Source organism: Tahibacter soli, from assembly GCF_025717065.2.
In the GTDB taxonomy this organism is placed as follows: domain Bacteria; phylum Pseudomonadota; class Gammaproteobacteria; order Xanthomonadales; family Rhodanobacteraceae; genus Tahibacter; species Tahibacter soli.
This window is the reverse complement of record NZ_JAOVZO020000008.1, coordinates 83,269-96,340: the sequence shown is the minus strand read 5'-3', so window position 1 is coordinate 96,340 and position 13,072 is coordinate 83,269. Positions and strand designations below refer to the sequence as shown.

The 13,072-nt window shown below is 69.0% G+C and carries 7 protein-coding genes; 3 read left to right on the top strand and 4 right to left on the bottom strand.

What is annotated here, in order from left to right:
• Position 1: 1 nt before the first annotated feature.
• The 4 genes from OD750_RS07350 to OD750_RS07335 all read right to left on the bottom strand — a co-directional run bounded on the left by OD750_RS07350 (position 2) and on the right by OD750_RS07335 (position 7,501).
• Positions 2-2,050, bottom strand: a complete 2,049-nt coding sequence (locus OD750_RS07350) for a GlcG/HbpS family heme-binding protein (protein ID WP_263543852.1) — start codon at positions 2,048-2,050, stop codon at positions 2-4.
• Between the two features lie 261 nt (positions 2,051-2,311).
• Positions 2,312-3,979, bottom strand: coding sequence for a cytochrome c3 family protein (locus tag OD750_RS07345; RefSeq protein ID WP_263543851.1), 1,668 nt, complete (start codon positions 3,977-3,979; stop codon positions 2,312-2,314).
• Between the two features lie 186 nt (positions 3,980-4,165).
• The gene (locus OD750_RS07340) at positions 4,166-5,077 is read right to left on the bottom strand and encodes a hypothetical protein (protein ID WP_263543850.1); all 912 of its coding nucleotides are present in this window, start codon (positions 5,075-5,077) and stop codon (positions 4,166-4,168) included.
• Positions 5,078-5,089: 12 nt separating this feature from the next.
• The gene (locus tag OD750_RS07335; RefSeq protein ID WP_263543849.1) at positions 5,090-7,501 is read right to left on the bottom strand and encodes a cyclic nucleotide-binding domain-containing protein; all 2,412 of its coding nucleotides are present in this window, start codon (positions 7,499-7,501) and stop codon (positions 5,090-5,092) included.
• A gap of 224 nt (positions 7,502-7,725) precedes the next feature.
• On the opposite strand from OD750_RS07335, the gene OD750_RS07330 reads away from it, so the two are divergent.
• The 3 genes from OD750_RS07330 to ispG all read left to right on the top strand — a co-directional run bounded on the left by OD750_RS07330 (position 7,726) and on the right by ispG (position 13,004).
• Complete coding sequence (locus tag OD750_RS07330; protein WP_263543848.1) at positions 7,726-9,888, top strand: acetyl-CoA hydrolase/transferase C-terminal domain-containing protein; 2,163 nt, start codon at positions 7,726-7,728, stop codon at positions 9,886-9,888.
• An 85-nt stretch (positions 9,889-9,973) separates the two neighbouring features.
• Positions 9,974-11,713, top strand: coding sequence for a hypothetical protein (locus OD750_RS07325; RefSeq protein WP_263543847.1), 1,740 nt, complete (start codon positions 9,974-9,976; stop codon positions 11,711-11,713).
• Positions 11,714-11,750: 37 nt separating this feature from the next.
• Complete coding sequence (gene ispG / locus OD750_RS07320) at positions 11,751-13,004, top strand: flavodoxin-dependent (E)-4-hydroxy-3-methylbut-2-enyl-diphosphate synthase (RefSeq protein ID WP_263543846.1); 1,254 nt, start codon at positions 11,751-11,753, stop codon at positions 13,002-13,004.
• The last annotated feature ends 68 nt before the right edge of the window (positions 13,005-13,072 follow it).

The following is a 13,072-nucleotide window of genomic DNA, read 5'->3' as shown; positions in this document are numbered from 1 at the left end:
GTCACTTGCCCTCGCAGACGTATTGTTCGTTCGAATTGAGGAACGGCGACTGCGGGCACTGAACGTAGCCCAGGCGCACGTTCTGCGGCACGAGGCGGTCGGCGCGCAGCGGTATCGGCGCGTTGCCGATCGCGCCGTTGAGCGCCGCGCCCGCGTTGTGCAGGCCGAGGAACGCGACGAGGTCGCTCTGGTCGGTGCCGTCGCCCGACGCGCCGACGCCGCCGACGAGCACGCCGCCGCGATAGATCGGGAAGCTGCCGCCGAACAGCGTGATGCCGTTCGGCAGGCGCGGTATGCCGGTGCAGTTGAAGCCGACGTCGTCGATCGGTTTCGGATTGCCCGGCGTCGGCGCCGGCGCGAGCGGCGCGCCGTCGAGCGTCAGCGCGAGGCCTTTCTGGTTGAGGTAGAACGCGACGTGCGCCGCGATCTGGTTGTACACGAGATCGAGTTCGAGGCCGTCCTGGAACGGACTCCAGCGATTGAACGGCAGCGACAGCGGTCCGGGCGGATTGTCGGGCACGCCGTCGGGATAGAACGGCCGCGACAGATTGCCGATCGTGCGCAGCGAGTAGGCCACCTGGCCGTCGGCCCAGGCCTGCGGCAGACCGAGGAACGTGCGCAGGTTGGCGACGTACTGGCTCGGCGCGCTTTGTGCAACCGTGGAAAAGTCGACGCGCAGCTGGGCGAGGTTCAGCGCGGCCGAGAGATAACGGGCCGATCCGGTGCCGAGGATGTCGCCGGCCGCGTACGTGCCCGAGAAGAACGCGGCCGAGCGCGCCTTCTGCGTCGTCACGTCGACCGCGTCGACGAGCGCGTCGCGCGAGCGCGCGAGCGCGAGCACGACGCCGTTCGTGTCGACGACCACCACCGTTTCGCCGGCGCGCGAACCGAGCGGCTTGCGCACCTGCGCGCGCGTGCGCGCGGCGACCTTGAGCGCTTCCTGCACGATCGTGCGCACTTCGTTCGCCGACAGCGCCGCGGCGCCGTCGGTGCCGGCGCGCGGCGGATAGCGGTTCGTGCCGGTGCCGTCGTCGAGCACGAACGCGTCGAGGCCGGGGTAGTCGGTCGTGTCGGGGCGGATGCCCGATTCGACGGTGCCGAGCGCGAGGCCGCGCAGCACCACGGGTTCGGCGTAGCCGGGCACCTTGATCAGCTCGCCGTCGGCGGGGCCGAGCGAGCCGAACGCCGGCGCGGACGCGGGATCGCGCGCGAGCTCGTTGAATTCCACGTCGGTAAAACGCAGGCTCAGTCCGCCGGCGGTGATGCGGTCGGCGCGACGGTCCTGCGGCGCGGCGAAGCCGAACGTGCCGGCCAGCGCGACGAATTCGTCGAGATTGCGGTCGCGGTCGCCGGCGTTGTCGTCGAGGCCGTAGAGATCGTCGGCGCCCGACGCTGCGATCGCGCCCACCGGCACGCCGGCCTTGAACAGCGGCACGCCGCCGGGGTCGGGCGACAGGCCGATCGGCGAGCGGTGCGGCCCCGCGTTCGTGCCCGAGCCCGAGAAGCGCGCGCTGATGTCCGAGCACGGCAGCTGCGAAAACTGCACGCCGAACAGCGGCCCCGAAGGCGCCGTGCGGTCGCCGGGGTTGAAATGCTCCTGCGCGATCTGGCCCGCGGTGCGCGACGTGAACGCGTTGCCTTCGGACGAGAAGTACACCGACGTCAGCGCCTTGGCGATCGCGGCAAACTCGGTCGGCACGTTGAGCCCTTCGAGCCCGCCCGTGACGTTGCGCCCCGAGCTGACCTTGACCGTCGGCGGCGCGCCGGCCATGCGGTAGACCGCGAGCACGTTGCCGACGCGGTCGACGACCGTGATCACCGAAGGCTTGCCTTGCGCGCGCGCCTCGGCGACGGCCTGCGCGATCGCCTTGCGCACGTCGTCTTCGGTCAAAAACGAATCGGCGTTGCCGCAGAAGCCGCTGCAACCCGAATCGCTGGTGTTCTGCGGCGGAGGCGGCGACGTGCCGACCGGACTGCCGGAATTGCTGCCGCCGCTACAGGCGGATAACGCGAGGCCGACGCACGCGGCCAGAACGCAATAACGCGACATTCCCATCGCACCCCCTCCGTCGGCAAGGCCGGACGATCGGGCGACGGCTCACGCGTTCCGACGGATGGTGCTCTTGCTTGTCCCGTTCCGGCCTGGCCGGACGATCCGCCGAGCGGACCGCAGAACTGGCGTACGCAACCGCAAACCGACGACTCGAACCTGCGAAACCCCAGAAATCCGGCCGCTTGCGCGGCGTTCTTCCGCAACTCCCCATGAACCCGATCATAACGCAAGGCGCGTCGACCGGGGCCGTGAACCTTCCTACAGCGTCTTCAATTTCAGCGTCGTCGACTGATGGTACGCATGGCAGTCGATGCACGTGCTGGCGACCTTGCCGCCGCCGCGCGCACCCGCGTGGCATTGGCGGCAGTTGGCGATGTCCGGTATCAGAAGGTCGCTGGCGACCGGCGACGTCGCCGCCGCGTGGCAATCCTTGCAGGACATCGTTTCATGCTTGTTGTGGCTGAATCGGGCGGTGTCGTACCAGACGCCCGCCACGCGCACCGGCGCGATGCGGTAGCCGCGGTCGGCCGCGGGCGGCGTCACCGTGTGGCACGTCACGCAGGCGCGGCCGGTGAACACGCTGTCGGCGACCTTGCGCGCCTTGTCGCGCGCCCACGCGAGCGCTTCGGTCTGTTCCTGGCGCGACAGCGGCGGATCGCCGGGACGCCGGCGGGTCTGCACGAAGCCCGGCGCCTCGCGATCCTCCACGCCGCCCTCGAGCGCGCGGCGCGCGTAGAACTCGTCGAGCATGAACGACACCTCCGCCACCTTCGCGTGCGGCACCTCGCGGTCGGGCGCGAACGTGTCGAAGCCGAGCGTGTGGCAGTCGTGGCACATCGTCTCGAACGCGATCGGCTTCATCGCCAGGCCCCCGGCGTCGGGCTTGTGGCAGCTCGCGCAGACCAGCGTCTGCTTGCCTTTGGGCGTGTTGAGGTCGGGCTTGAGGTGTTTTTCGTGGTTGAATTTCAGGCCGGAATTTTCGCGCGTGCCGGCGGCCGGCACGGCGACCTGCGGCGCGAAGGCGCCGTTCGCGTCCCAGGCGGGCAGGCGCACGCGAAACGGCGGATGGTTCGTGCCGAAGTCGGTCGCGTCGCCGAGGCGGCTGGCGTTCTGCGTGCGCGCGGGCAGGTTCGTGTGGCAGTCGCCGCACAGGCGCTGGTCGGTGCGCACCATGCCGGCGGGGCCGAGATGATCCTGATGACAGCTCGCGCAGCGCGCCTCGCCGAGCGCCGGCAGGTTGAACGCGCCGGGGTCGGCGTGCGCCGCGATCGTCGAATGGCAGGCGAGGCACGATTCGTCGCGCACGGTGAGAAACGCGCGCGGGTGGCATTGCTTGCAGTCGTCGCCGAAGAAGCGGTGCGCGGCGTCGAGCGGGCCGGGGTTCCAGCTGCGGGTGGTCGGCAGCGGCGAGTGCGCGAGCAGTTTCGCAAGCGGTGCGCTGAAGTGCGACAGCGCCGGCAGCACGAGGCCGAGCGCGAGGATCGTAGCGAACAAGAGCCATGACGGCACGCGCTTGCCGATCCAGGTTTGCGAAAGCGTGGTGGGTTTGGAGCGCTTGGCTTTTTCGGCGGCCTGTTCGGTCTTGTCGAGCGTCGAGATTTCGACGGCGGCGTCGAAGTCGCGCGGCGGGTCGAGCAGCACGAGGCGCGTGCCGGCGATCTCGATCGTGGCGCCCGGGCCGACGTCGATGCCGTAGGTGAGCTGGCCGTTGACGCGGATACCGGCGAGGATCAGCGATTCGACCTTGTAGCGGCCGCCGGATTCCGCGCTGACGCGCGCGTGGTTCAGCGCGGCGCGCAGGTCGGACAGGAAGATCGCCTGATCGGCGGCGCGGCCGATCGTGAGCGTATCGCCGAAATGCACGTCTTCTTCGTAGGAGACGGCGCCTTTGCCTTGTTTGAGGACTCGGCGGATCAGCCAGCGCATGGGTGGCTCCCGCTCCCTCGCCCCCAAGCTTGCTTGGGGGAGAGGGTTGGGGTGAGGGGGTTACGCCTTGTATTTCCTCGATGTTGGGGAAGTGCGGAGCGTCGCCCCCTCACCCAACCCTCTCCCCCAAGCGAGCTTGGAGGAGAGGGCTTTGAGCAAAGAAACGTCAGCGCGATCTTCATTCCATCACCAATAGAAAAACACCGAAACCACATGCCCGATCAACGCCGCCAGCAACCCGAACGACAGCGGCACGTGCACGTACAGCCAGATCTCCATCACCGCCTGGTATTGAATGTCGCGCGCCACGCGCGTCGCGATCGCCTTCTTCTGCGACAGCAGGTCGATCAGCTTGCGCAGCGCCTCGGTCTGCCGGTCGTTCGCGCCGCTCGCGAGAAAATCGACCATCGCGAAGATCGTCTGCCCCGACTGCGGATTCGTCGTCGCCTTCGCCTGCGTCTCGCGCGCCGCGATCGCCGCGCGCACCGAGGCGAGCGCGGCGTCGGAATCGTCGCGCGCGGAGAGCTGCGAGAACACGCCGCCGCCGAGCCGCGTGTTCTGGATCGAACGCAGCACGATCGCGTGGATCTTCGGGTCGATGCCGTCGGCGAGCGCGAGCGCGTTCTGGTCGAGTTCGCCGATTTCCTCGAGCATCGCCGCGCGCGTCGCGCTTTCGCGGTTGCGCGTCATCAGGGTCGGATAGCGCAGGTACGAGTACACGCCGAAGAACCCCGAAAAGATCACCACGAGCATCAGCACGAGGCAGAACGTGTGCAGGTTCCAGCCGAACTGGAAACCGCAGTGGAGCAGGGCGATCAGGATCAGCGACGTGCCGAGGTAGACGTGCGCCGAAAGCCATCCGCGCAGCGTGCCGCCGGCGCCGGAATAGCTGCGCTTGCGCACGCCGAACAGCATCAGCCAGACGATCAGGAGCGCCGCGATCGTGCCGAGCGTGTAGCCGAGCCACGTGCCGCCGTTCGGGCCGACGTCGGGGGCGTGCCACACGTACGCGACGATCGACGCGAGCGACAGCGCGAGCGCGACCCAGAAGTAGCGCGACCGCGCATGATTGAGTATCGACTCGTGCCGTGCGCTCATCCGCGAACGTTCCTATCGCCGCGACTGCGCATAGGCCGGGAATTCCTCCGGCGAGATGCGGATCGCGGCGCCCGTCGGGCACGCGCGCACGCACGCGGGGCCGCCGCCGACGTCCTTGCACATGTCGCATTTGACCGCTTTTTTCTCTTTTGCCTCTTTTTTCTTTTTCGGATCGACCGGCGCTTCGCCGGGGCCGGGGCCGAGGCCCAGCAGCAGCCAGGACAGCAGGCCCGGCTTCTTCGGCGGCTTCGACGCCATGTGGATCACGCCGTAAGGACAGTTGCGCTCGCAGTTGCCGCAGCCGATGCAGTTGTCGGCGATGTACACCTCGCCGTTCGGCGCGCGCCGGATCGCGTCGGGCGGGCAGTCCTTCATGCAGTGCGGATGCTCGCAGTGCCGGCACGACGTCGGCACGTGCACGCTCGCGTAGGTCGGCCCGGCCTCGCGGTCGAGTCGCGAGGTGCCGCCGTGCGTTTCGGCGCAGGCCTTCTCGCAATTGTCGCAGCGCACGCAGAGCGATTCGTCGATCAGCAGGATGTCGGTCGCTTCGCCCGCGCCCTGCGACAGCAGGAACTGGATCACGTCGCCGCCGCTCGGCAGCGCCTGCATCGCGAGATTCGCCGCGGCGCGCTGGCGGTACTCGGCCTGCAGCCGCAGCTTGAGCACCGGCATCCGCGCGACGAGCTTCTTGAAGCTCTCGCCGGTCAGGCGCACGGTTTCGGTCGCGATCGAGGCGCGCGCGGTGGCCGAGCGCTTGGAGTCGCCGAGCAGCGCCATTTCGCCGACGTAGTTGCCGGCCGGCACGTACGACAGCACGACCTCCTTGCCGCCGATGTTGCGCGAGATCGTCAGCGAACCGACGCGCACGAGATGCAGGCAGTCGCCGACTTCGCCCTCGTTGAACAGCACGTCGCCGGCCGCGAATTTCTGCAGCGTCGCGCTCGCGACGACGTCGGCGAGCTGCGCCGCGTCGGCTTCCGGCACGAAGCGCGACTGGATCGCGCGCAGGATGAACACCTGGTCGATCTCGCGCTTGACCGCGGCCACCGAATTGATCAGCCGGTTCATCGACCGGCGCGGGGTTTCCACGAGCACGCAGCCGGCGCCGGCGATGACGGTCGCGGAACGGCGCCGGCCGGAGATGAGGCCCATCTCGCCGAAGAATTCGCCGCGTCTGAGCGTGATGCGCTGGTCGGTCGCCGCGTCGACGACCACCTGCACCTCGCCGTCGACGATCGAGTAGAAGCTGTTGGTGTAGTCGTTGCGCGCGAAAACGGTCTCGCCGGATTTCGGCGTGCGCACGTCGGAGTCGAGCATGAACTCGCGCAGCTGCAGCGGCGTGATGTGCGAGAGCAGGCGCACGTTCTTCTGCACGCGCGCGAGCGCCTCGTCGACCGAGCGAAAGCCCGGCATCGGCGCGAACTTGGCCTTGAGCAGCGGCTCGTCGGCCGGTTCGACCTTTTCGCCGCGGATGTACTCGATGACCTCGTAGCCCTGGTTCATCGCCTGCTTGATCAGCGGATAGCCGCCGAGCGCGCCGACGATGTACAGGCCTTTGACGTTCGATTCGTACTGCGGGCTGATCGCCGGCACCGAGGCCGGGTCCTTGCTCGGAAACTCGACGCCGCACGCCTCGACGAAGCCGCGCGGCGCGGTGGCGCCCAGGCGGGCGATGACGCGGTCGATCAGGATCTGCGCCTTGCCGTTCGCGGTGGCGAGGATCATGCGGCCTTTCTTGCGGCCGACGCTGAGCGCGTCGACGCGCTCGGGACCGGCGTTGTAGTAGCACTCGATCAGGCCGTCTTCGATGGCCTTCAAGATGCCCGCCTCGTTGCCTTTCTTGGCGCGCGCGAACTCGTCGCGGCGGTTGACGATGACGACGTTGTTCTGTTTCGCGAGCGCGATCGCGTTTTCGATCGCGGCGTCGCCGGCGCCGACGACGACGATCGTTTCGCCCTCGTATTCGTCGGGGTCGTCGAGCTGGTACTGCACGAACGGCAGGTCTTCTCCGGGCACGCCGAGCTTGCGGATGTTGCCCTGCAGGCCGATGCCGAGCACCACGAACTGCGCTTCGACGACCTTGCCGTTCGCGCACTTGAGTTCGAACAGGCCGTCGGGGCGTTTGGCGATGGCCGACACTTCGTGGCCGTGGCGCACGTTGATCTTGAGCCGCGCGGCGGCTTCGTCCCAGGCGCCGAGGATCGTCTCGCGCGAGCCGGCCTTGAACGGCACGGGCGAACGCAGCGGCAGGATCCCGGGCTCGTCCATGACGAACTTGCCCTTCTGATAGCGGTAGATCGTGTTGGACAGGTGCGGCTCGGCCTCGAGCAGCACGTGCGACTCGCCGCGCTCGGCGGCGCGTGCGGCGGCCGACAGGCCGCCCGGTCCCGATCCGACGATGGCGATGCGAAAACGATCCGTCATTGGCGCTCGCTCGGGTCACGGTCCGTCGGCGACGGACCGGGTACTGCCTGGCTGTGCGGGGTTTACCAATCGTTACCTATACGCAAAAACGTCGCGACGGGCGTCAGGCGACGCACCGGCGTTGCCGGCGCGAACGCGCAAAATACCGATGACAGTCCCGCGCGGTTCCGATCATACTCGCTCGCAACCCCCGAAAAACCCGCCCCGGGAATCAAAGGACTGAGATGCGGCAAGTCGAGCGACACGGACAGGTAGCGCAGACGACGGCCGGCATCCTGGCCCATTGCGGCAGCACGCTGCGCGTCGCGGCGCCCCTCGGACTCGGCAAGCCCAACGTGCTGCTCAACGCGATCTACCGCGCGGTCGAGGCCGATCCCGCGCGGCACCTGCACCTCTACACCGCGCTGTCGCTGACGAGGCCACGCCCCAAGTCCGATCTCGAACGGCGTTTTCTCGGCCCCCTCGTCGAGCGCCAGTTCGGCGCGGACTATCCCGATCTCGACTACGCGCTCGCTCGCGCCCGCAAGGCGCTGCCGCCGAACGTGCGCGTGACCGAGTTCTACGTGCAGTCGGGCGCGCTCGTCGGCGTCGATTCGGCGCAGCGCGACTACGCGAGCCTCAACTACACGCACGTCGCGCGCGACCTCGCCGACACCGGCATCAACGTGATCGTGCAGATGATCGCGCGGCGCGTCGAGAACGGGCGCGAGCGCCTGAGCCTCGCCTGCAATCCCGACGTGACGCTCGACATCCTCGACGAAATGGCCGCGCACGGCCGGCCGCGACCGCTCGTCGTCGGCGTGGTGCATCCGCGCCTGCCGTACGTCGGCAACGAGGCCGAGATCGCGGCCGAATTCTTCGACATCGTGCTCGACGACCCGGCCTGCGACCACGCGCTGTTCGCGCTGCCGCGCGAGCCGGTGAACGACGCCGAGTTCGCGCTCGGCCTGCACGCGTCGACGCTCGTGCGCGACGGCGGCACGCTGCAGATCGGCATCGGCGCGCTGTCGGATGCACTTGTCCACGCGTTACTTTTGCGACAAAAAAACAATGTGGCGTATCGCGAGCTCGTCGACGGCCTCGGCGGCCCGCACGCGCTCGTCGCGCGCGTCGGCGGGCTCGACACGTTCGTGCGCGGGCTGTACGGCGCGAGCGAAATGGTCATGGACGGCTTCATGCACCTCGTGCGCGGCGGCATTCTGAAGCGCCGCGTCTTCGACGACTTCGCGCTCGAACAGGCGCTGGCCGAGGGGCTGATCGGCGAGCAGCTGAAGACCGGCGACGCCGAACGGCTGTATGCCGGCGGCGCGCTGCCGGCGCGCATCGATTCGGCGGAACTGGCGCGGCTCATGCGCGCCGGGGTGTTGCCGGACGGCTGCCGCCTCGATGGCGACGGCGTGGTGCTGCCCGACGGCGCGCGGATCGCGGCCGACCTGTCGGAGCTGCAGGCGCGCGCGGCGCTCGGCCGCGTCATGACCGGCCGGCGGCTGCGCGACGGACGCTATCTGCGCGGCGCGTTCTATCTCGGTTCGAACGAGTTCTACCGCTGGCTCGGGGGGCTCTCGGGCGACGATTTCGACGGCCTGTCGATGACGCGCGTGTCGGACATCAACCAGATCTACGGCGGCCGCGAAACGCTCGACGCGCTGCAGCGGCGCGAGGCGCGCTTCTTCAATACGACGATGATGGCGACCGCGCTCGGCGCCGCCGCGTCGGACGCGCTCGCCGACGGCCGTGTCGTCTCGGGCGTCGGCGGGCAGTACAACTTCGTCGCGATGGCGCACGCGCTGCGCGACGGCCGCTCGGCACTGCTGCTGCGGTCCACGCGCGAAAGCGCCGGGGTGGTGCGCTCGAACATCCTGTGGAACTACGGCCACACGACGATTCCGCGGCATCTGCGCGACGTCTACATCACCGAATACGGCATCGCCGACCTGCGCGGCCGGTCGGACGAGGAATGCGTGCAGGCGATGCTCGCGATCACCGACGCGCGCTTTCTCGACTGGCTGGTGGCCGAGGCGCAGCACGCCGGCAAGCTCGCGCGCGATTTCCGCGTGCCGGACGCCTGGCGCGCGAACACGCCCGAACGCATCGCCGCGACGCTCGCGCCGTACCGGGCGCGCGGGTTGTTCGACGCGTTTCCGTTCGGTTCCGACTTCACGCCGGACGAACGCGCGCTGCTCGGCGCGCTGCAATGGCTCAAGCGGCACGGCGCATCGCGTATCGGCCGCATCACGCTCGCGTTGCGCGCGCTCGTGCAAGGTGCGCCGACGCCGGCCGAACTGCCGCGGCTCGAACGCATGGATCTGGCGCGACCCGAAGGTTTCGCCGCGAAGCTGAACCGCGGACTCGTGCTGCTGGGTTTGCGGTCGTCCGAACCGTTGTAGCCATACCTTGTGACACGGTTTTAATCCAAAGGCCGTCATCGGGCTCTAAACTTGCAAGCCCTCGCAGGGGGCAAGGAATCGAGCGATGAACGAGTTGTTCCACCGCCTCGCCGCCGACTGGCCCGAGCGGCACGCGCCGGCCAAGAACGATTTCGCGACCGACGCGAAGTCGCTGCGCGCGTGGCTGTCGCATCTGCCGCTGGCCAATCCGCAGGCGACCATGCGCCAGCTGCTCGACGCGCTGATGCTGATGAACCGCCTGCGCATCGATCCGCAGCAGCGGCTCGACGCGCTGGAAATCCTGCGCGGCCCGGTCGAGCAGGTGGTCGGTTCGCTCGACCGCCAAGTGCTGATCGAAAGCTTTCCGCTGCCGCCGGCGAAGCTGCAGCTCGCGCGCAGCATCCAGGATTTCGAACGCGAACTCGCGCAAGGCTACGGCCAGGCGCTGTTCGACTTCTGCGCGCCGGCCGGCAAGGTGCCGTTTCTCAAGGGAAAATCGGTCGCGCTCGCCGCGGTGCGGGCGCTGCAGCACATGGGCTCGCTGCTCGCGAAAAGCTACGTGCTGTACCACACGCCGCCGGTCGGCGTCTGGCAGCGCATCCACGACTGCTACGTGATCGCCGCGACGCTGCGCATCGACGACAAGCCCGTGACCGATCCGCTGCTCGGCGGTTCGGAACTGTCGGCGGGTCAGGCCTATGCGCATGCGCTGCTGCTCGCGCTGTGCAATCCGTACCGCTATACGCAGCGAGAAATGGGCGATCTGTTCGCGCTGACGCGTGCCTGGGCGCCGTTCTGCCGGGTCGGCGGCGCGCGCGCCGGCGGCGGGGCGTTCGCCGTGCACATCGAACTCGACCAGGGGCCCGGCTACGTGCCCGAAGAGCGCGAAGCGGCGGCCGAGGGCCTGCTCGCGTTCGATCCGCAGCCGGTGCATGCGACGGTCGATGCGCATCTGCGGCTGCTGCCGCCCGGCGCCGACATCGTCAGTTTCCGGCTCAAGGGCGGCCCGCCGGTACAGGCGCGGCGGCATTTCGTCGAACGGCTGATGCGCAGCTGGGCCGGCAGCGCCGAGCGCGGCCATGCACGCCTCGCCGCCGGTCACGCGCTCGATACGGTGATCGGCCTGCACGGCCTGCATTACGTATTGGCCGGCAACGAGGATTTCGACGCGTTCCTGCGCCGCGTGCGCGGGCAGGCCATCAGCCTGTCCGAGCGCGACTCGGTCGCGCCGTGGGCGAGCCAGTCGACCGAGGCGCGCCCGACCGTGCAGCGTGCGAAGGTGCTCGACCAGAGCCTCGGCGGCTACCGGCTCGTCTGGGAAAAGGGTGACGTCGCGCGCGCCAAGGTCGGCGAACTCGTGGGTCTCGCGCCCGTCGTCGACGAGGACGAGCCGCAGGACTGGATGGTCGGCGTGATCCGCTGGATCCGCGTCGACGACGACGACGCGGTCGACGCGGGCGTCGAACTGCTCGCGCGCCGCGCGCAGCCGGTCGGCCTGTCGAGCTTCGACGCGGGCGGGCAGGTGCGCGCGGCGATGCGCGGCATCCTCCTGCTCGACCAGGACGGCGAACACGCGCTGACGGTGCTCGCGCCGCACCTGTTCGACCGCAATGCGCACGAGCTGGAACTGACGCGGCCGGCCGACCCGCTCGACTGGGAAGGGCAGGCGAGCGTCGCGCGCCTGGGCGACGTCAGCGTCGTCGACGCGAGCAACGCGTATCAGCGCGTGCTGATCGGCCGCGCGCCGACGCCCGAGGAACTGGCGGAAGCCGAGGCGGCCGAAGACGAACACCAGGCCGAACCGGCGGACGGGACCGGCGGCTGAGGTACCATAGCGCGTTGGCCTCAACGAAACCCGCTCCATGAACAACGCAACCGAAGTCCGCGCCGCCTCGACAGAACCGCGCCGCGGCAGCGTCGGCGTCGACATCGCCGGCGTCAGGGTCGGCGGTCGCGCGCCGATCGTCGTGCAGTCGATGACGAACACCGATACGGCCGACGTCGCAGGGACGACGAAGCAGGTCGCCGAACTGTGGCGCGCCGGCTCCGAGCTCGTGCGCATCACCGTCAACACGCCGGAGGCCGCCGAAGCCGTGCCGCGCATTCGCGAACGCCTCGACATGATGGGCGTGGGCGTGCCGCTGATCGGCGACTTCCACTACAACGGGCATCAGCTCCTGACCCACGAGCCGGCCGCGGCGACGGCGCTCGCGAAATACCGCATCAATCCGGGCAATGTGGGTTTCGGCAAAAAGAAAGACGTGCAGTTCTCCACGATCGTGGAGCTGGCGATACGGCACGGCAAGGCCGTGCGCATCGGCGCGAACTGGGGCTCGCTCGACCAGGAACTGCTGGCGCGCATGATGGACGAGAACCACGCGCGCGCCGAACCGTGGGACGCGCCGCGCGTGATGCGCGAGGCGCTGATCCGCTCGGCGCTCGACTCGGCCGCGCGCGCCGAGGAACTGGGGCTCGCGCGCGAGCGCATCGTGCTGTCGTGCAAGGTGTCGGGCGTGCAGGAGCTCATCGCCGTGTACCGCGATCTCGCCGCGCGCAGCGACTACGCGCTGCACCTGGGCCTCACCGAAGCGGGCATCGGCTCGAAGGGCATCGTCGCGTCGAGCGCGGCGCTCGCGGTGCTGATGCAGGAGGGCATCGGCGACACGATCCGCATTTCGCTGACGCCCGAGCCGCAGGAGTCGCGCACGCGCGAGGTGATCGTCGCGCAGGAACTTTTGCAGACGATGGGCCTGCGCGCGTTCACGCCGCTCGTCACGGCGTGCCCGGGCTGCGGACGCACGACGAGCACGTTCTTCCAGGAACTGGCCAAGACGGTGCAGGATCACGTTCGCGCGCGCATGCCGGAATGGCGCATCCAGTACGACGGCGTCGAAAACCTCACGCTCGCGGTGATGGGCTGCGTGGTCAACGGACCGGGCGAATCCAAGCACGCGAACATCGGCATTTCGCTGCCGGGCACGGGCGAGGCGCCGTCGGCGCCGGTGTTCGTCGACGGCGTGAAGACGATGACGCTGCGCGGCGAAAACATCGCGCAGGAGTTCGTCGGGGTGCTGGAGAAGTATGTGGAAGGGAAGTTTGCGCGGAAGGTGGGTTGATTCCCTCGCCCCCAAGCTCGCTTGGGGAGAGGGCGAGGGTGAGGGGGCGACGCTCCGCACTTCCTCGA

What these genes read in the sequence shown, in the direction of transcription:
- OD750_RS07330 (WP_263543848.1), top strand. Translation starts at nt 7,726, where the DNA reads ATGCGGCAAGTCGAGCGACACGGACAGGTAGCGCAGACGACGGCCGGC.
- OD750_RS07350 (WP_263543852.1), bottom strand. Translation starts at nt 2,050, where the DNA reads ATGTCGCGTTATTGCGTTCTGGCCGCGTGCGTCGGCCTCGCGTTATCC.
- OD750_RS07340 (WP_263543850.1), bottom strand. Translation starts at nt 5,077, where the DNA reads ATGAGCGCACGGCACGAGTCGATACTCAATCATGCGCGGTCGCGCTAC.
- OD750_RS07325 (WP_263543847.1), top strand. Translation starts at nt 9,974, where the DNA reads ATGAACGAGTTGTTCCACCGCCTCGCCGCCGACTGGCCCGAGCGGCAC.
- OD750_RS07345 (WP_263543851.1), bottom strand. Translation starts at nt 3,979, where the DNA reads ATGCGCTGGCTGATCCGCCGAGTCCTCAAACAAGGCAAAGGCGCCGTC.
- ispG (WP_263543846.1), top strand. Translation starts at nt 11,751, where the DNA reads ATGAACAACGCAACCGAAGTCCGCGCCGCCTCGACAGAACCGCGCCGC.
- OD750_RS07335 (WP_263543849.1), bottom strand. Translation starts at nt 7,501, where the DNA reads ATGACGGATCGTTTTCGCATCGCCATCGTCGGATCGGGACCGGGCGGC.